The sequence below is a fragment of the Pseudomonas sp. VD-NE ins genome (assembly GCF_031882575.1).
Taxonomy (GTDB): domain Bacteria; phylum Pseudomonadota; class Gammaproteobacteria; order Pseudomonadales; family Pseudomonadaceae; genus Aquipseudomonas; species Aquipseudomonas fluorescens_BZ.
This window is the reverse complement of record NZ_CP134772.1, coordinates 2,575,162-2,592,915: the sequence shown is the minus strand read 5'-3', so window position 1 is coordinate 2,592,915 and position 17,754 is coordinate 2,575,162. Positions and strand designations below refer to the sequence as shown.

Annotated in this window: 16 protein-coding genes; 9 read left to right on the top strand and 7 right to left on the bottom strand. The window is 59.6% G+C overall.

The window, feature by feature from the left end; genetic code table 11:
• Positions 1-100: 100 nt before the first annotated feature.
• Positions 101-1,762 (top strand): GMC family oxidoreductase N-terminal domain-containing protein, encoded by a 1,662-nt coding sequence (locus RMV17_RS11385; protein WP_311886558.1) that lies wholly within the window; start codon positions 101-103, stop codon positions 1,760-1,762.
• Positions 1,763-1,896: 134 nt separating this feature from the next.
• Positions 1,897-3,519, top strand: a complete 1,623-nt coding sequence (locus RMV17_RS11380; protein ID WP_016982967.1) for an MFS transporter — start codon at positions 1,897-1,899, stop codon at positions 3,517-3,519.
• A 53-nt stretch (positions 3,520-3,572) separates the two neighbouring features.
• Here the strand turns inward: RMV17_RS11380 and RMV17_RS11375 are convergent, their stop codons facing one another.
• The gene (locus RMV17_RS11375; RefSeq protein WP_034152454.1) at positions 3,573-3,941 is read right to left on the bottom strand and encodes a DUF427 domain-containing protein; all 369 of its coding nucleotides are present in this window, start codon (positions 3,939-3,941) and stop codon (positions 3,573-3,575) included.
• Positions 3,942-4,231: 290 nt separating this feature from the next.
• The gene (locus RMV17_RS11370; RefSeq protein ID WP_311886557.1) at positions 4,232-5,638 is read right to left on the bottom strand and encodes a serralysin family metalloprotease; all 1,407 of its coding nucleotides are present in this window, start codon (positions 5,636-5,638) and stop codon (positions 4,232-4,234) included.
• 277 nt (positions 5,639-5,915) lie between these two features.
• On the opposite strand from RMV17_RS11370, the gene RMV17_RS11365 reads away from it, so the two are divergent.
• The 3 genes from RMV17_RS11365 (at position 5,916) to RMV17_RS11355 (ending at position 9,250) form a co-directional block, all read left to right on the top strand.
• Positions 5,916-7,859: a DNA topoisomerase III gene (locus tag RMV17_RS11365; protein ID WP_311886556.1), complete on the top strand. Its 1,944-nt coding sequence runs from the start codon at positions 5,916-5,918 to the stop codon at positions 7,857-7,859.
• 47 nt (positions 7,860-7,906) lie between these two features.
• Positions 7,907-8,410 carry a GNAT family N-acetyltransferase gene (locus RMV17_RS11360; protein WP_311886555.1) on the top strand — a complete coding sequence of 168 codons (504 nt, stop codon included), beginning with the start codon at positions 7,907-7,909 and terminating at the stop codon, positions 8,408-8,410.
• Positions 8,411-8,920: 510 nt separating this feature from the next.
• A complete protein-coding gene (locus tag RMV17_RS11355) occupies positions 8,921-9,250 on the top strand; it encodes a hypothetical protein (RefSeq protein ID WP_108226457.1) in 330 nt (109 codons plus the stop codon).
• Positions 9,251-9,582: 332 nt separating this feature from the next.
• Here RMV17_RS11355 and cynR read toward each other — a convergent pair whose 3' ends face one another.
• Positions 9,583-10,470, bottom strand: a complete 888-nt coding sequence (gene cynR, locus RMV17_RS11350; protein ID WP_311886554.1) for a transcriptional regulator CynR — start codon at positions 10,468-10,470, stop codon at positions 9,583-9,585.
• Positions 10,471-10,591: 121 nt separating this feature from the next.
• Here cynR and cynS point away from each other — a divergent pair, with 121 nt between their 5' ends.
• The 3 genes from cynS to RMV17_RS11335 all read left to right on the top strand — a co-directional run bounded on the left by cynS (position 10,592) and on the right by RMV17_RS11335 (position 12,049).
• Positions 10,592-11,059 carry a cyanase gene (cynS, locus tag RMV17_RS11345; RefSeq protein ID WP_016982959.1) on the top strand — a complete coding sequence of 156 codons (468 nt, stop codon included), beginning with the start codon at positions 10,592-10,594 and terminating at the stop codon, positions 11,057-11,059.
• Between the two features lie 81 nt (positions 11,060-11,140).
• Complete coding sequence (locus tag RMV17_RS11340) at positions 11,141-11,377, top strand: DUF2790 domain-containing protein (protein ID WP_311886553.1); 237 nt, start codon at positions 11,141-11,143, stop codon at positions 11,375-11,377.
• A 12-nt stretch (positions 11,378-11,389) separates the two neighbouring features.
• Complete coding sequence (locus RMV17_RS11335; RefSeq protein WP_311886552.1) at positions 11,390-12,049, top strand: carbonic anhydrase; 660 nt, start codon at positions 11,390-11,392, stop codon at positions 12,047-12,049.
• A gap of 75 nt (positions 12,050-12,124) precedes the next feature.
• Here RMV17_RS11335 and RMV17_RS11330 read toward each other — a convergent pair whose 3' ends face one another.
• Together RMV17_RS11330 and glsB are read right to left on the bottom strand one after the other, a co-directional pair.
• Entirely contained in the window at positions 12,125-13,627 is a 1,503-nt protein-coding gene (locus RMV17_RS11330) for an aldehyde dehydrogenase family protein (protein WP_311886551.1), read from the bottom strand.
• A gap of 199 nt (positions 13,628-13,826) precedes the next feature.
• The gene (gene glsB / locus RMV17_RS11325; RefSeq protein ID WP_034152462.1) at positions 13,827-14,735 is read right to left on the bottom strand and encodes a glutaminase B; all 909 of its coding nucleotides are present in this window, start codon (positions 14,733-14,735) and stop codon (positions 13,827-13,829) included.
• Positions 14,736-14,872: 137 nt separating this feature from the next.
• Here glsB and RMV17_RS11320 point away from each other — a divergent pair, with 137 nt between their 5' ends.
• Positions 14,873-15,361 carry a GFA family protein gene (locus RMV17_RS11320; RefSeq protein ID WP_311886550.1) on the top strand — a complete coding sequence of 163 codons (489 nt, stop codon included), beginning with the start codon at positions 14,873-14,875 and terminating at the stop codon, positions 15,359-15,361.
• A 175-nt stretch (positions 15,362-15,536) separates the two neighbouring features.
• On the opposite strand, the gene RMV17_RS11315 is transcribed toward RMV17_RS11320, so the two are convergent.
• On the bottom strand, positions 15,537-16,823 hold the full coding sequence (locus RMV17_RS11315) for an ATP-binding protein (protein WP_311886549.1): 1,287 nt from the start codon (positions 16,821-16,823) through the stop codon (positions 15,537-15,539).
• Entirely contained in the window at positions 16,824-17,531 is a 708-nt protein-coding gene (locus RMV17_RS11310) for a winged helix-turn-helix domain-containing protein (protein WP_034152465.1), read from the bottom strand.
• Positions 17,532-17,754 lie beyond the last annotated feature (223 nt).

Below are 17,754 nucleotides of genomic sequence, written 5' to 3'. Positions count from 1 at the left end.
TGTTTGAAAACGCACAGCGGCTGCGCAAAAACTAACATTCTTTTAACGAAAGCTAACAACTAGAGTGTCCGACAATAAAAACAAAAAGCGAGGTCAGGGAATGCAGACTTCCCTCGATGAATACGACTACATCGTGGTCGGCGCCGGCCCTGCCGGGTGCTTGCTGGCCAATCGGCTGTCGGCAGATCCGCAGCAGCGGGTGCTGTTGCTCGAAGCCGGCGGGCGCGACAACTATGCGTGGATTCACATTCCTGTCGGTTACCTGTTCTGCATCGGTAACCCGCGCACCGACTGGTGCTTCAAGACCGAAGAACAACCGGGTCTCAATGGCCGCGCGCTGAGTTATCCGCGCGGCAAAGTGTTGGGCGGTTGCTCCTCCATCAACGGCATGATCTACATGCGTGGCCAGGCCAACGATTACGATGGCTGGGCGGCCGAAGGCAATCCGGGCTGGGCGTGGAACGATGTTCTGCCGCTGTTCAAACAGAGCGAAAACCACTTTGCCGGTGCGGCTGAATTTCACGGCGCCAAGGGTGAATGGCGGGTCGAACAACAGCGCCTGTCGTGGCCGATTCTGGATGCGTTTCGCAGTGCCGCCGAGCAAAGCGGCATCGCCAGCATCGATGATTTCAATCAGGGCGATAACGAGGGTTGCGGCTACTTCCAGGTCAACCAGAAATCCGGCGTGCGCTGGAACGCGGCGAAGGCGTTTTTGAAACCGGTGCGCGACCGGGCGAATCTGACGGTGCTGACCGGGGTTGAGGTCGATCGTGTGCTGCTGGAGGACGGTCGCGCAACAAAAGTCAGTGCGCGTCATGAAGGTCAGACCAAGCAATTCAAGGCGCGCAAAGAGATCGTCCTGTGCGCCGGCGCGGTCGGTTCGCCGAGCATTCTGCAGCGTTCCGGAATCGGTCCGCGGCCATTGCTCGAACGCTTGGGCATCGGCGTAATTCATGAGCTGCCGGGTGTCGGCGGCAACCTGCAGGATCACCTGCAATTGCGCCTGATCTACAAATTGGAAAACGCCCGCACGCTGAACCAGATCGCAGGCAGCGTTTGGGGCAAGATGGGCATGGGCCTGCGCTATCTGTATGACCGCAGCGGGCCTTTGTCGATGGCGCCGAGTCAGTTGGGCGCGTTTGCGCGTTCGGGGCCGGAGCAGACCTCAGCGAATCTTGAGTACCACGTGCAGCCCCTGTCGCTGGAGCGTTTTGGCGAGCCGTTGCACAGCTTCCCGGCGTTTACCGCTTCGGTTTGCGATCTGCGTCCGCAGAGTCGTGGACGCATCGATATTCGTTCGGCGGATCCACAGGAAGCGCCGCTGATTCAGCCCAACTATCTCAGCCATCCTGAAGATTTGCGCGTGGCGGCGGATGCGATTCGCCTGACCCGACGCATCGTCAGCGCGCCTGCCCTGCAAGCGTTCAAACCGGTCGAGTATCTGCCCGGCGCCAACCTGCAAAGTGAAGAAGAGTTACAGCAAGCAGCAGCGAAAATCGGCACGACGATTTTCCACCCGGTTGGCACCTGTCGCATGGGCAATGACGGTGACGCGGTGGTCGATGCGCAACTGCGCGTCCACGGCGTGCCCGGTTTGCGCATTGCCGATGCGTCAATCATGCCGCGCATCACCTCGGGCAACACCTGTTCGCCTACGCTGATGATTGCCGAGAAAGCGGCACAACTCATCCTGGCTGGACCTGTACACAGTCCAAATGTGGGAGCGAGCCTGCTCGCGAATGCGGTAGCACATTCAACATAAACGTTGACTGACACGACGCCTTCGCGAGCAGGCTCGCTCCCACAGGAATCATCAACAGATTCAGGGCATCGCGCATCACCCGGACACGCAACACCAGTGGAACAACAAAAACAATCACTGTGAGGGATACCGATATGTCAGAACACGTTCAGCCGCTGGACGCCGTGCGCAGCGCGGAGACCAGCCCGGATACACGCAAAGTCATCTTCGCTTCCTCACTCGGTACGGTGTTCGAGTGGTATGACTTCTTCCTCTACGGCGCCCTTGCGGCGGTGATCAGCAAGCAGTTTTTCGCCGGGGTCAACGACACCACGGCGTTCATCTTTGCGCTGATGGCCTTCGCCGCAGGCTTTATCGTGCGGCCGTTCGGGGCGCTGGTGTTCGGTCGGTTGGGGGACATGATCGGGCGCAAATACACCTTTCTCGCGACGATCATTCTGATGGGCGTGGCGACCTTCTGCGTCGGTCTGCTGCCAACCTACGCCAGCATCGGCATCGCCGCCCCGATCATTCTGGTGCTCCTGCGCATGCTTCAGGGCCTGGCGCTCGGCGGTGAATACGGCGGCGCGGCGACCTACGTGGCCGAGCATGCACCAATCGGCAAGCGCGGTTTCCACACCAGCTGGATTCAGTCCACCGCGACCCTCGGCCTGTTGCTGTCGCTGCTGGTGGTGCTCGGTTGCCGCTATTTCACCGGCGATCAGTTTGAAGTCTGGGGCTGGCGGATCCCGTTCCTGCTGTCGATCGTGCTGCTGGGCATTTCCACCTGGATTCGCCTGAGCCTGCACGAGTCGCCGGCGTACCTGAAAATGAAAGAGGAAGGCAAAACCTCGAAAGCGCCGATCCGCGAATCCTTCGGCAAATGGGAAAACCTCAAAGTCGTGCTGATCGCCCTGTTCAGCATCAACGCCGGGCAAGCGGTGACTTTCTACGCGGCGCAGTTCTACGTGCTGTTCTTCCTCACCCAGTTCCTGAAAATGGACCCGGCGGTGGCCAACACCTTGCTGATTATCAGCGTGGTCATCGGCGCGCCGTTCTTCATCTTTTTCGGCTGGCTGTCGGACAAGGTCGGGCGCAAACCGGTGCTGATGCTGGGCTTGCTGCTGGCCACGGCGCTGTACTTCCCGATCTTCAAATCCCTCGCGCACTACGCCAACCCGGCGATCGATCAGGCCAGCCGTCAGGCACCGATCACCGTGCTGGCGGATCCCGCGACCTGCACCTTCCAGTTCGACCCGGTCGGCAAAGCCAAATTCGACAGCCCGTGCGACAAGGTCAAAACCTTCCTGGTCAAGCAAGGCCTGCCCTACTCCAGCGCCGCCGCCCCGGCTGGCAGCGCCGTGCAGGTTAGCGTCGGCGACGTCAAACTCGATGGTTTCGACGAGGCTGCCCTGCGCGGCGCGATCACCCTGGCCGGTTACCCGCAACAGGCCGATCTGCAGCAGATCAACAAACCAATGATCGTCGCCCTGATCGTGGCGCTGATCATCATCTCGGCGATGTGCTACGGCCCATTAGCAGCACTGATGGTCGAACTGTTCCCGACGCGTATTCGCTACACCTCGATGTCGCTGCCGTACCACATCGGCAACGGCTGGTTTGGTGGATTTCTGCCGACGGTGTCGTTTGCGCTGGTGGTGTACACCGGGGACATCTTCTATGGGCTGTGGTATCCGGTGCTGATTACCGGGGTGAGCCTGGTGGTGGGGATGATCTGTTTGCGTGAGACGAAGAATATCGATCTCGACAAGAACTGAAACTCAACCAGAAAAATATCGGCGAGGGCTTTTACCCTCGCCGTTTTTTTTGCTCAGGCATCAGCCTTGATTACTTCGAACTTCACCTGATCCGGATAAAACGCCACATAGTCGCGGATCGGTGCCACTGACACTTTCGGATTCTCGTAGGTCCACACAGCGTTCGCGCCCTCATGCCCCGGCACTTGCAGGCTGAAGTAATTGGCATCGCCCTTGTAAGGGCAGTAACTGGTGTGATCGGTGCGGGCGAAGTATTTTTCGTCGATGTCTTCGCGGGGGACGTAATAGACCGGCGGGTAATTGGCTTCGTTGAGGATCATGACGTGGGAGGATGCGGCGACCTGGATGCCGTGGAATTTAACTATCAGGCAGCCGGGAAGTTGTTCGAGGGCAATGACGGGACTGGGGCCGGAGGTTTTCATGGGGGTTCTCCTGGATACGGCGAAGAGACCGGTTCAGGTATAGCTCATTGGTTCTGGTTGGGGTGGGTTTGCAGCCGAACGGCCCATCAACTTCAAAAGCCCCTCACCCTAGCCCTCTCCCGGAGGGAGAGGGAAACGATTGGGGGATATTGGCGAGAATCACCGACTTGAACGATTGGCTTTGAATCCATAGTCGACTCGGTTTTTCAGGTCGATGGATTTCACCAGACAACTCGGTCAGTCCCCTCTCCCCCTGGGAGAGGGTTAGGGTGAGGGCCGCTCTTAAGGCATCACGCAACGATATCAGTCGCCACCGCTTGCCCCACCACACCCACGGCAAAGTCCACCGAACCCTGCCCCGTCAGGTCAACCATCAGGCTGGTCTGATTGGTTTGCGCGAAGTAGGTCAGGATCGCATCACCCGCATGCCCGGTGAAGCCGCTGACAAAGTTCAGCGACGCCGCGCCCGTGGCGAAACCGGCGATTCCCGACAGGTCAATCTTGTCCAGGCCGCTGGTGAAATCCATGATCCAGTCCGGCGCGGTCATGGTCGAATCGCTGGCAGCACCGAACACGAAGGTGTCTGCGCCTGCACCGCCCCACAAGGTATCGCCACCGCCACCACCGTAAAGGATGTCATTACCAGCACCGCCGAACAGATCGTTGGCGGCCACATTACCGATCAGCAGGTCATTGCCCGAACCGCCCAGCGCATTCTCCACGGTCACGCCGTGAGCGATGGAGACGTTACCCACCAGGCCGCCGACATCGGAGAACGAACCCTCATTAAGGTTGATCTTCTGGTTCTGGCTGAAGCCGGAGAAGTCCAGCGTGTCATTACCGCCGCCATCCCACACCGAGAAAACCACTTTGGAAGACGCCGAAGTGGCGCTGTAGAAGTCACGCTCGGCGTTGGAGTTGAAGCCGTACGTAGTGTCATCGGCGCGGGTCGCGTAGTTGGCGCCATACAGTTTTTGCACCGCGACAATATCGTCGAGCAATGGCGCCGAAGCGTACGCGCCGCTGCCGTCCTTGCTGAAGTTCTGCTCGGTGTTGGCTTCGCTCCAGTAGCTCATCAGGCTGTAGCCGCGAGTGTCTTCGGCGTACTTGGCGTCGTTATAGGTCGGGTTGCCATTACCGGCGTTGTAGGCGCCCGGGTGCGACAGGCCCAAGGTATGGCCGATCTCGTGGGTCAGGGTCTGGCGCCCATAGTTGTTGGTGTCCGGGGTTTTGTTGACCTGATACTGATCGTTGATCAGGTACCACGACTGGCCGTCATAACCACCGCCGCTCGGCAAATAAGCGAAGGCCGCGCCACCGGTACTGACGTCGTAATTACCGAACGTCATGTGGCCATCGCCGCCCTTGCCTTCGCTGAAAGTGACGTTGGCGACATCAGCCCAAGATTGCATGGCCAGCACCGCCTGGGCTTTTTGCTGGGCGCTGAACTCGCTGAAGTTGCCCAGTTTGACGTTGTAGTTCGCCGGTTTCTCGATCAGGAAGGTGTAACTGAGGTCGATCTTGCCGTCAGCGTTCTTGTCGCCCCACGACAGGCCTTTGCGCAGGATTTCATCAGCAGCCTGGTCGGCAGTGAATGAGGGTTTGCCGTTGACCAGCCCGACACCACGGTCATACAGGTGGCTGAACGTATCGATTTCGTCGAAGGCGCTGCTGGTTTTCGATTTGGCTTGAGCCATGATGGACTTCCTTGTTTCTGAGTAGTCAGTGTCGACAGACCACGGCGATCTTCTGGCGAGATCGTCCTGTCACTCGCGTGTTTGCATCGGCGAAAAACCTGACACAGGCGCCAACCGGGCGCTAATCAATTTCTCGATAGCCCTGCCTGCGTCCCTGTATTACCCGTCACCTGCTGCAATGCTTTTTATCTGTATATCCATACAGATAAAAGTTGCCCCTGACGCCAAGTCCGGCCATTCTGTGCACCTGTTCCGACCTTGATCGACGATGGTGGTTATGCGGCTGTACCTCTGTGAAAAACCCTCCCAGGCCAAAGACATTGCGGCCGTGCTCGGCGCCAAGCGTCGCGGCGACGGCTGCTGGCTGGGAACGGATGTCACGGTGACCTGGTGCATCGGCCACTTGCTCGAAACCGCGCCGCCGGATGCTTATGACGCGCGCTACAAGCGCTGGGTGCTGGCTGATCTGCCGATTATCCCGGACAAGTGGAAAATGACCGTCAAGCCGCGCACCGCCAGCCAGTACAAAGCGGTCAAGCGCCTGCTCGGCGAGGCCAGCGAACTGATCATCGCCACCGACGCCGACCGTGAGGGCGAGATGATCGCCCGGGAACTGGTCGAGCATTGCCGTTATCGCGGGCCGATCCGCCGTTTATGGCTCTCGGCACTGGACGAAGCCTCGATCCGCAAGGCCCTTGCCGCACTGAAACCGGGGGCCGAAACCTTCAGCCTGTATCACTCGGCGCTGGGCCGCTCGCGGGCGGACTGGCTGATCGGCATGAACATGAGCCGGCTGTTCACGCTGCTCGGTCGGCAATCGGGTTATCAAGGGGTGTTGCCGGTAGGCCGCGTGCAGACGCCAACCTTGCGCCTGGTGGTGGATCGCGACCGCAGCATCGCCGATTTCGTGCCAGTGCCGTTCTGGGCGATCGATGTCGATCTGCTGCACAACGGCATCCCGTTTACCGCGCAGTGGCGGGCGCCGTCGGATGTCTGTGACGATCAGGAGCGCTGCCTGAATCAGGTGCTGGCCCAGCAAGCGGCGGCTGCGATCAGCAGCGCTGCGAGTGCCCGGGTGGTCAAGCTGAAAACCGAGCGCATGCGTGAGGTGGCGCCCCTGCCCTTCGATCTCGGCACCTTGCAGGAAGTCTGTTCGAAGAAGCTCGGCCTCGGCGCGCAGGAAACCCTCGACATTGCCCAGGCGCTCTACGAAACCTACAAGGTCATCACGTATCCGCGCAGTGATTGCGGTTATCTACCGCTGAGCCAGCACAGCGAAGCGCCGGGGATTCTCGCCGCGTTGCGCCAGGCCGATCCGGGTCTTGAGGCGCTCAACGGGTTTCTGGAGCCGCAACGCAAATCCCGCGCGTGGAACGACGCCAAGGTCAGCGCTCACCACGGCATCATTCCCACCGCAGCGGCGAAGAATCTAGAGCGCCTGAGTGGCAAGCACCGCGCGGTCTACACGCTGATCCGCGCGCGCTATCTGGCGCAGTTCCTGCCCAATCATGAATACGATCGCACCCAGGCCGATTTCGATTGCGCCGGTGAAGCGTTGCGCGCGGTGGGCAAGCAGATCATCGAAGCAGGCTGGAAACGTGCCCTGCCCGAGGCACTGGCGCCGGCCAAGGGCCGCGAAGCTCCCGCACCGCAAACCTTGCCGGCCCTTAGCCAAGGCGTCGAATGCGCCATCGCCGCTGTGAAGCTCAAGGATTTGTGGACGCAACCGCCCAAACCCTACACCGAGGGCGATCTGATCAAGGCGATGAAAAACGTCGCCAAACTGGTGGAGGATCCGCTGCTCAAACAGAAACTCAAGGACACCACCGGTATCGGCACCGAAGCCACCCGCGCCTCGATCATTCAGGGTTTGATTGACCGTGGCTATCTGGTGAAAAACGGCAAGGCCCTCGCCGCCACCCCGGCCGCGTTCAGCCTGATCGACGCCGTGCCGCGCGCGATTGCCGACCCTGGCACTACCGCGATCTGGGAACAGGCGCTGGACATGGTGCAAAGCGGCGAAATGAGCCTGGAAGAATTCGTCACCAAACAAGCGGCGTGGATGAGCAAACAGGTGACGCGCTGCTCCAGCCTCAGCCTGACCATCAGCGGCCCGCCACCGGCCGGTAAAGCGGCGGCACCGTGGAAGAAGAAACGCAAATCGACCCGCAGCAAAACCACGGGTACGACAAAACGCACAGCGAAACCGTCAGCCAAATAAAACCCGCTACTGTTTCTGCAAGGCTGATCACTTCAGGAACCCGGCGCATGGCCAATATCGAACTGCACCCCGCCCAGCGCGATGAACTGGACATCATCGAAAACCTCATGCAGTTCTACATGTACGACTTCAGTGAGTGGCTGCCGCTGAAGCTCGCCGAATACGGTTTCTTCTCCATCCAGCCAAAACTCGACTACTGGCGCCACCCGGCCACCCACCCCTTCCTGATCCGCGTCGACGGCGAACTCGCCGGCTTCGTGACCGCCGATAACGAAACCCACATCGCCGGTGCCGAACACAACATTGGCTATTTCTTCATTGCGCGACGCTTTCGTGGCCAAGGCGTCGCGCAGTTTGTCGTCTCTGCCCTCTTGAGCCACATCCCCGGTCAATGGCAGATTTTCCATATCGACGCCAACCTGCCGGCACGACGCTTCTGGGCCGGGCTGATCCCTGTATTGAGCGGCGGCGACTTCACCCGGCAGCAGCGTGAAGTGGACGGCTATCCGTGCACGTTCTACCGCCTGCACACGCCCTTTTCCGTTGCCTGAACGGATTCTTTCTCATTCCAAAACAGCTTTGTCCGACAATATGTAGTGAGCAAAAATAATCACTACAAAACCGTTGACGGCATCGTTTTGCTTTTGCATGATGAAGACGTTCCCCGATCGGGAACATCGGTAACACGCTTGAGCAAACTCGTCTGACCGCCGAGTTGTTTTTTCCGGATACACGCTGCCCACAAGGCAGATTGAAGAAGCTGACCTAGCCTGAACGTCCAGTACAAGGACGAGAAGCGCTGGCGAAAATTCTCAAGACGCTTGTGGCCGACACGGTAAATGTCGTCAAGGAGCCTCCCGGTTTTCGCTGCTTCTCCTCGTTGTGACGCTATTGCGTAGCAGTTATTCAACACGACTACATGCAACAGATGCACGACCCCGTACTTTCTACGGGCGAGCGCTGACGTCCTGGTTTCGGTGCCAGGGATCAACTAACCGATGGGCTACCTGTATTAGCGAATCAACTTTGAAAGATCACCAGACTGGTCAAGGGGCAAAATCATGAATCTGAACAATCAACCTACTATCGAAGAACTGGCTCGTATGTTCGCTGCGCAGAAAGACAGCCACGACAGCCATATTCTGTGGATCAGCAAGTCGGGTCAGGTGCATATCGACTGCCTGGCGCCCCATGCTGGCGAAGAAGAGTTCGACCGCAATCATCAGAACCTGCTGGCCCGCCTGAAGATGTACCGTCGCGGCCACGGTTATGTTGGCAAGAAAGCCGCAGCCGACAAGGACTTCATCGGGAATGTTCTGCAAACGCTGAAACAGGCGTGGGATTCGATGCAGAACAAGAATGAAGTTCGGGTGATTGATCGGTTCTGCTGAGTTAGTCATTAAATAACTGAAAGGCCTGCTTCCTTAAAGGAAGCAGGCCTTTTTTTGTTCGCTTGCATTGATTTGGCGTGACTGGAATTGTAGCCCCTCACCCCAGCCCTCTCCCGAGGGAGAGGGAGCCGATTTGTGCTGCGCTCAAAATTTTAGTTCGGCTCAAAACTTTCAGGTCGACGTAAATTGCACAAACACCTCGGTCAGTCCCCTCTCCCTTGGGAGAGGGAGCCGATTTATGGTGCTTCAGAACCTGAGTTCGACTCAGGTTTCTCAGGTCGGCGTAAATCGCCCAAGCAACTCGGTCAGTCCCCTCTCCCTCTGGGAGAGGGTTAGGGTGAGGGGCTTCCCATGTCCAACACCAATTCCACAAACGCCACCGCCGCCGCACTGTGATAATTATTGCGCCGCCGCAACACCGCCGCCCCACGCTGCGGCGCCTCGCTCTCCACGCGCAACCGGTGCAACGCCCGATCCTCCGTCGCAATCGCCTGCGGCAACATCGTCGCCAGCGGCGAATGACGCACCACTTCCAGCAACGTACTCACCGAATTCACCTCGATCCGCACCTGCGGCGTAATCCCATGCTGGCGGAAATATTCATCCACCGATAACCGTGTAATGAAGTCCGGCGCCAACAAGGCAAAGTCCAGCGAAGCAATATCCTCCGGCGTCAGTACCGAGTGGCTGTCATACAGCGGATGCTCCCGCCCGACCATGATCCCCAAAGTTTCGGTAAACGCCGGAATACACTCGATATCGACGTTACGCACCGGCGTAAACGCAATCGCAATATCCAGCGAGTCATCCGCCAGCCCCGCCTCAATGTCGTCCATCGACAGCTCGAAGATCTGCAAATGAATCCCCGGATACCTCGCGGCAAAATCGCGCACCAATGGCCCGACCAGATACGCCATGAACGTCGGTGTCATCGCCATACGTAACGTCCCGCGAGACAAATCCTTCACGTCATGCAACGCGCGTTTACCCGCCTCCAGCTCGACCAACACCCGCCGCGCGCATTCGATGTAAGCCTCGCCGGCGTCCGTCGGTTTGACCGTACGCGAAGTGCGATCAAACAAGCTCACCCCAAGGGTTTCTTCCAATTGGCGAATCTGCTGCGACAGGGTTGGCTGCGACACATGCAACGCCTCGGCGGCACGGGTAAAGCCGCCGTGATCGGCAACGGCCAGCAGATAACGCAAATGTCGCAGCAACATGGGAATCACCAACTATAGGCAGGACTTATGCCAAGCATTGTATATCGGTCTTGGACGCTATGGATGAATCGGCAGAAGATCAATCCCACACAGCAAGCCAACCCCTGAAAGGAGTGACACCATGCAACAGTCCCACGCCTACAACGACACCAGCCTGGCCCTGACCACCCGCGTTCTCGACGCCAAGGCACGCAAAGATCTGTCGTGGCAGGATCTGGCAGACGGCACCGGCCTGAGTCTGGCGTACGTCACAGCTGCCCTGCTCGGCCAGCACCCACTGCCGGAAAACGCTGCCCAAGTGGTCGGTGACAAGTTGGAACTGAGTGCTGAAGACGTCGCGGCGATGCAGATCATCCCCCTGCGTGGCAGCCTCAGCGGCGTACCGACCGACCCGACCATCTACCGCTTCCACGAGATGATCCAGATCTACGGCACCACCCTCAAAGCCCTGGTTCACGAGCAGTTCGGCGACGGCATCATCAGCGCGATCAACTTCAAACTCGACATCAAGAAAGTCGAAGACCCGGAAGGCGGCTCCCGCGCTGTGGTCACCCTCGACGGCAAGTTCCTGCCCCTGCGTCCGTTCTGATCCGCACCGGCCCGCACCCTGCGTGCGGGCCAACCACCCTCAAATGGCTACCCGTCACCAAACACATCTGGAGGCTGCCCCATGCAAAAAATTCTGTTGATTGTGGCCCTGCTCGGCGGTTTTTACGCCCAGGCATCTGCCGCTGATGAGGCCGTTGCCTATCGCTACGGCATGCAGCTGGACATCGCCCAAGTGCTGAGCATTACCCCGGTTGCCGATGTGTGTGGCGTGGTGCCGGTGGAGATGACGTATCTGGACAGCCACGGCGGCAAACACATTCTTCAATACAGCGAATTCGGCAGCGGTTGCTCAAACTGAGAGGACAACACCATGAAAAACCTGATTGATGGCTTCCTGAGATTCCAGAACGAAGCGTTCCCGCAACGCACCGAACTGTTCAAACACCTGGCGACCACGCAACAGCCCGGCACCTTGTTCATCACCTGTTCCGACAGCCGTGTCGTGCCGGAACTGCTGACCCAACAAGAACCCGGCGAGCTGTTCGTGATCCGTAACGCCGGCAATATCGTGCCGTCCTACAGCCCGCATCCGGGCGGGGTTTCGGCGACGGTGGAGTACGCGGTGGCGGTGCTCGGCGTGACCGACATTGTGATCTGCGGCCATTCGGACTGCGGCGCGATGACCGCGATTGCCCAATGCAAATGCATGGATCACTTGCCCGCCGTCAGTGGCTGGCTGCAGCATGCCGAGTCGGCGAAAGTGGTCAACGAGTCACGACCGCATGCCAATGACGCGGCGAAATTGAGTTCGATGGTGCGCGAAAACGTGATCGCGCAACTGGCGAATATCCAGACCCACCCGAGCGTGCGTCTGGCCCAGGAAAAAGGCCTGCTGAATCTGCATGGCTGGGTGTATGACATCGAGACCGGTTCGATCGATGCGCTGTCCTCGGACCGTCGCACGTTTGTGCCGCTGGCCGAGCAACCGGCGACTTGCGCGATTCATGCACAAACCACGCACGCGGCCTGAGCAACTGATCGTTCCCACGCTGGAGCGTGGGAACGATCACTAAAGATCGCAGCCTTCGGCAGTTCCTACACGGGATCAGCGTTTTACCGTCAGATCGATCTGGGTCATGCGGCTACGAACAGTAAATACGCCGTCCCCCGAAAGAATCGCACTACGCGCAAACAAGCGCCCACTCTCCCAGTTCGAAAGACCCAGTTCCGGCTTGTTCAACGCATACTGCCCATCGACCCAACGGGTAATGCCGTTGCCCACGAACGGCGCATTCACCGCGTTGTAAAAACGCTCCTGCACGGCGGCATCTTCACTGATCAATGACACGGTAAATTGCGGGCTGTAGCGGTTGAACAGCGCAATCGCCTGATCCAGATCATCGACGATCATCAGGCTGACTTCCGGGGTTTCTTCCCATTCCCATTCGCGGCCCAACGCCGACTCCGCCAAGGGCTCAGCCAGTGCTTCGGTCTGATAACCCTCAGCGCGATAGACCTCGACCGTCGCGTTCTGCCACTCACTCGGCAAGCAGCCTTCACTGCCTTCGACGATGTGCAATTTGCAGCCCTGGCCACGCGCGGTACCGGCTTGTTGCAGCGCATCAAGAAACAACGGCACCAGTTCCGTCGCGCGATCACGCTGGATCAGGCACACGTTGAGGGTGTTGCACACTTTGCGATCCAGCGAGTTGCGCACCACGGCGGCGAAGCGTTTGGCATCGGCCGCACGATCCGCGATCAACCATGCGCCACCCGTGCCGTGCAGGCTGACGGCGGTGCCGGCCTGCTGGGCAATGCTGCCCAACTGACTGACCGCACGACCCGAGCCACGCGCCACCGCCAGCGACAAACGTCGGTCAGCGAACATTGCCCAACCGGCGGCATGATTGACGCTTTCCACCAACGACACCGCACCGGCCGGCAAACCAGCGTCGGCCAGCGCCGGGTTTAACGCGTGAGTGACGATGGCTTGCGCGGTGCCCAAGGCATCGCTGCCGATGCGCAGAACGGCGGTGTTGCCGGTGCGCAAGACACCGGCGGCGTCGGCGAACACGTTCGGCCGGCCTTCAAAGACAAACGCGACGATGCCCAGTGGAGAAACCACTTGCTCGACCTTCCAGCCGTCATGCTCGACGCTGCTGATGACTTTGCCGCGCGTTGCCGCCGCATCACGCCAGGCGCGCAGGCCGGCAATCATATCGCAGCGCATGCGCTCATCGGCGAGCAAACGGGTGGTGGAGCGACCGCGCGCCTTGGCCCGCTCGATGTCGGCAAGGTTAGCGGTTTCGATGTGCGTCCAACACGCCGGGGTTTCCAGACGTTGTGCGAACAAGTCGAAGAACTGGCTGATGGCCTCATCGGACACCGCCGACAACGCGGTGAATGCCGCTGCCGCACGCTCGATCGCCACGGACGCCGCCCGCTGATCTGCCACGGGGATCAACAGCAACTCGCCACTCACCTGCTCCACCAGCAGATGGTCACCGGGCTGAAAGCGCGCGGCCAGTTCGGGGCTGACCACGGTGACGCGGTTACCAGCGAAAGGGATCGGCGTGCCAGCGACTAGACGTTCGAGCGCAAGAGACATGAAGCGGATTCACCATGCAGAGGGCGGCCGGAAAATGTAGCGGATTACTCGATGAAATACACCTCTTCAACCACTAAAGAAACCTGTGGGAGCTGGCTTGCCAGCGATAGCGGTGGTTCAGTCAATTTATAGTGACTGACAGGGCCTCATCGCTGGCAAGCCAGCTCCCACAGGGTTTTGCGGTGTTTGGCGGATCGGGTCAGAAGACTGACCAGCCAATCCGCGAACTGAGCATCTCCAGCGCCGCCATCCCGGCCAGCGAATTGCCGGCAGCATTCAACTCCGGCGACCACACGCACACCGTGAACTGCCCCGGCACCACCGCAACAATCCCGCCGCCGACGCCGCTCTTGCCCGGCAAGCCGACGCGATAGGCGAAGTTGCCCGCTTCGTCATACAGCCCGCTGGTGGCCATGATCGAGTTGACCTGCTGGGTCTGCCGACGCGTCAGGATCTGTTCGCCGCTGTGTTTGCAGAAACCGTCGTTGGCCAGAAAGCAGAACGCCCGCGCCAGATCGATGCAGTTCATGCGCAACGCGCAGTGGCTGAAATAGCTGCGCAGCACCGCTTCGACATCGTTGTGAAAGTTGCCGAACGACTGCATCAGATACGCCATCGCCGCATTGCGCGCGCGGTGCTGGTATTCGGAGTCGGCGACTTTGCCGTCGATCATGATCTGCGGATTGCCTGACAGGCGCCGGACGAAATCACGCATCGACAGGGTCGGCGCGGCAAAGCGCGACTGGTTGATGTCGCAGATCACCAGCGCACCGGCATTGATGAACGGGTTGCGTGGCCGACCGCGTTCGAATTCCAATTGCACCAGCGAGTTGAACGGCTGCCCGGACGGCTCATGGCCGAGGCGCTCCCAGATCGCTTCGCCGGAGTGATCGATCGCCTGCACCAGGCTAAACACCTTGGAAATACTCTGCACCGAGAACGGCGTCTCGGCGTCACCGGCGCAATACATCTCGCCGTCATTGCCGTACACGGCGATGCCCAGCTGATTGGCCGGCACGGTGCCGAGGGCGGGAATGTAGTCAGCCACCTTGCCCTGCCCGATCAGCGGGCGGACAGCGTCAAGAATCTCGTTCAACAGCGCTTGCATGCCGGGTTCCGAAGTCTCGCCCCATGGGATTGCGGGGACACTGGGGCTAGACGCTGCGCCCGCCCGTCGAATCACACCGACCTGCATCGCACTGAATGTTCTAGGCTCAACCGCACATTCAAAACGGGAGAATTCCCATGCATCTCGAAGGCTCCTGCCATTGCGGCGAGGTCACGTTCAGTCTCACCAGTGCCCATCCCTACCCTTATCAACGCTGCTATTGCTCGATCTGCCGCAAGACCCAGGGCGGTGGCGGTTATGCGATCAACCTCGGCGGCGACGCGACCAGCCTCAAGGTGCGCGGACGCAAACACATCAGCATCTACCACGCGAAGATGAAAGACGAAGGCGACAAGCGCGCCCATCGCAGCACGGCCGAGCGGCATTTCTGTTCACTGTGCGGCAGCGGTCTGTGGTTGTTCAGCCCGGAGTGGCCCGAGCTGATCCACCCGTTCGCCTCGGCTATCGACACGCAGTTGCCGGTGCCGCCGGAACACACACATTTGATGCTCGGCTCGAAAGCAACCTGGGTGGAAGTCGAGGCCAAAGCGAAAGACAAACAGTTCGATGTCTACCCCGAGGAATCCATCGCCCAATGGCATGAACGCCTCGGTTTGACTCGATAGATCCATGGCAAACCCAAATCCCTGTGGGAGCGAGCTTGCTCGCGAAGGCGTCTTGTCAGCCAACATTGATGTTTCTGACCCAGCGCTTTCGCGAGCAGGCTCGCTCCCACAGGAGAACGCATTCCATTTGTGGGAGCGAGCCTGCTCGCGAAGAGGCCGGGGCAAGCAACGGCATTCAATCCAGATGCGCCCAGGTCATCCGGAACGACGCCCCACCCCAAGGCGAATCACCCACTTCAACCTGCCCGCCATGGGACTGCGAGACCCGGCGCACCAACGCCAGGCCCAAACCAAAACCGCCGGTGCGGCGATCCCGGCTGGCATCCAGTCGCGAGAACGGTTCAAAGATCTTCTCCCGCCCGTCCACTGGCACGCCCGGCCCATCGTCGTTGACCCGCACTTCGTAATAATCACCGGTGCGCACCAGGGTCACTTCAACTCGTTGCTCGGCATAGCGAATCGCGTTGCGCAGCAGATTGATCACCGCCCGCGCCATGAATCGCGGCTCGATTCGCACGGTGTCGAGCCGACAATCACCGATCAACAACTGCACCCCCGCCGCTTCGGCTTCCAGCGCCACGCTGCCGACCACGCTGTCGAGCCAATTGGCAGCCTGGATGTTTTCACGCTTGATCACCGTCGCGCCGCGCTCAAGGCTGGCATAGGTCAGCAGTTCCGAGACCATTTCCTCGAGCTCGCCGAGGTCGGCGTACATGTCGGCAATCAGCTCACGGTTCTGACTGGCGTCCGGTTGCTGCTTGAGCTGATCGAGTTCAAATGACAACCGCGCGATCGGCGTGCGCAGCTCGTGGGAGACCGCGTTGGTCAGTTCGCGCTGATTGGCGATCAGGCCTTCGATGCGCGCCGCCATCAGGTTGAAGTGCTCGGCCAGATCGCGGATGTTCGAGCGCTTCGACAATTGAATGCGCACCGACAGATCGTTGTCGCCGAAACGCTCGGCAGCCAGGCGCAGTTTCTCCAGATCACGCCAGTGCGGGCGCACCCAGAAAAACAGGACGATGCCGATCAGCACGGCAATCATCAGGTAAGCGCCGGCGATGTAGAACGGCATCAGACTCGGCTCGGCCGGCAAGCGGATGCTGAGCAATTGCGGCCCCTCGTCAATCGCGGAAATGTACTGGGTGTACTTGTCGCGGATCACCAGCAGCCCTTTGGCCAGCTCGGCCTTTTCCTGGTCACTCAGGGCGAGTTCAGAAGTGTCGACCAGCGTCAGTCCCAAACCGTAATGCGGACGGATTGTTTCCAGCTGTTTTTCCCGGGCCGCGGGGTCGAGTTCACGCAATTGCTGACCCAACGTCCAGGCCTGTCCGCGCACGGCCTCACGGTTGTAGTCCTGCATCTGATAATCGAGCAAGGCATCGAAGGTGCGCTCGACCGTCTGCAACGCCAGCACCAGACCAATCGTCATGACCAGAAACAGCCCGAAGAATAACCGCAGCATCTACAGCTCCCACGCGAACGGATTGAACAGATAACCCTTGCCCCACACGGTCTTGATACAGATCGGCTCGCGGGGATTGTCTTTGAGCTTGTTGCGCAACTTGCTGATGTACACGTCGACGCTGCGGTTGAGGCCGTCGAAGGCGATCCCGCGCATGCGATTGAGGATGTCGTCACGCGACAGGACCTTGCCGGCCGCGCTGGCCAGCAACCACAGCAGCTCGAATTCCATGGTGGTCATTTCGATGACCTCGCCCGCCAGCCGCACTTCACGGCAACTGCGGTCGACGCTCAACTGGCCGAACTCCATAAAACTGACCACATGACTGTCCGGCACCTGGCGCCGTTGCAATGCTCGCAACCGGGCCAGCAACACCGGTGGTTTGATCGGTTTGATCACATAGTCATCCGCGCCGGATTCCAAGCCGAGAATGTGGTCTAAATCGTCTTCCTTGGCGGTCAGTATCACGATCGGCGTGTCCGACACACTGCGAATCTCGCGGCATACGTGCAAACCACTCTGCCCCGGCAGCATCAGGTCGAGCACCACGACTTTCGGCTTGAATTCCAGAAAGGCAGCCACGGCCAGATCGCCGCGCAGCACGGTGCGCACTTCGTAGCCGTGTTGTTCGAGAAAGTGGGCGATCAACGCCGCCAGACGCTCATCGTCTTCCACCAGCAGGACTTTGCCAAAACCCAGGTTATCCATAACGCCCGTCTGCCGCCCTTGTGTGAAGTGGCCGGCATTATGGCGGCTTTCGTGGGGGTGGCGTTTGTTTCAGGCAGCAAAAACCGGCCGCAGGTCCCGGTTTTCAGTGATGTTTCATACTCTTAAGAGTTTTTAACATTCATGCACTGATCGCTACATCTGTAGGAGCTGCCGAAGGCTGCGATCTTTTGATGCGGCTTTTTCAAGAGCAAAAGATCGCAGC

What these genes read in the sequence shown, in the direction of transcription:
- RMV17_RS11385 (WP_311886558.1), top strand. Translation starts at nt 101, where the DNA reads ATGCAGACTTCCCTCGATGAATACGACTACATCGTGGTCGGCGCCGGC.
- RMV17_RS11380 (WP_016982967.1), top strand. Translation starts at nt 1,897, where the DNA reads ATGTCAGAACACGTTCAGCCGCTGGACGCCGTGCGCAGCGCGGAGACC.
- RMV17_RS11375 (WP_034152454.1), bottom strand. Translation starts at nt 3,941, where the DNA reads ATGAAAACCTCCGGCCCCAGTCCCGTCATTGCCCTCGAACAACTTCCC.
- RMV17_RS11370 (WP_311886557.1), bottom strand. Translation starts at nt 5,638, where the DNA reads ATGGCTCAAGCCAAATCGAAAACCAGCAGCGCCTTCGACGAAATCGAT.
- RMV17_RS11365 (WP_311886556.1), top strand. Translation starts at nt 5,916, where the DNA reads ATGCGGCTGTACCTCTGTGAAAAACCCTCCCAGGCCAAAGACATTGCG.
- RMV17_RS11360 (WP_311886555.1), top strand. Translation starts at nt 7,907, where the DNA reads ATGGCCAATATCGAACTGCACCCCGCCCAGCGCGATGAACTGGACATC.
- RMV17_RS11355 (WP_108226457.1), top strand. Translation starts at nt 8,921, where the DNA reads ATGAATCTGAACAATCAACCTACTATCGAAGAACTGGCTCGTATGTTC.
- cynR (WP_311886554.1), bottom strand. Translation starts at nt 10,470, where the DNA reads ATGTTGCTGCGACATTTGCGTTATCTGCTGGCCGTTGCCGATCACGGC.
- cynS (WP_016982959.1), top strand. Translation starts at nt 10,592, where the DNA reads ATGCAACAGTCCCACGCCTACAACGACACCAGCCTGGCCCTGACCACC.
- RMV17_RS11340 (WP_311886553.1), top strand. Translation starts at nt 11,141, where the DNA reads ATGCAAAAAATTCTGTTGATTGTGGCCCTGCTCGGCGGTTTTTACGCC.
- RMV17_RS11335 (WP_311886552.1), top strand. Translation starts at nt 11,390, where the DNA reads ATGAAAAACCTGATTGATGGCTTCCTGAGATTCCAGAACGAAGCGTTC.
- RMV17_RS11330 (WP_311886551.1), bottom strand. Translation starts at nt 13,627, where the DNA reads ATGTCTCTTGCGCTCGAACGTCTAGTCGCTGGCACGCCGATCCCTTTC.
- glsB (WP_034152462.1), bottom strand. Translation starts at nt 14,735, where the DNA reads ATGCAAGCGCTGTTGAACGAGATTCTTGACGCTGTCCGCCCGCTGATC.
- RMV17_RS11320 (WP_311886550.1), top strand. Translation starts at nt 14,873, where the DNA reads ATGCATCTCGAAGGCTCCTGCCATTGCGGCGAGGTCACGTTCAGTCTC.
- RMV17_RS11315 (WP_311886549.1), bottom strand. Translation starts at nt 16,823, where the DNA reads ATGCTGCGGTTATTCTTCGGGCTGTTTCTGGTCATGACGATTGGTCTG.
- RMV17_RS11310 (WP_034152465.1), bottom strand. Translation starts at nt 17,531, where the DNA reads ATGGATAACCTGGGTTTTGGCAAAGTCCTGCTGGTGGAAGACGATGAG.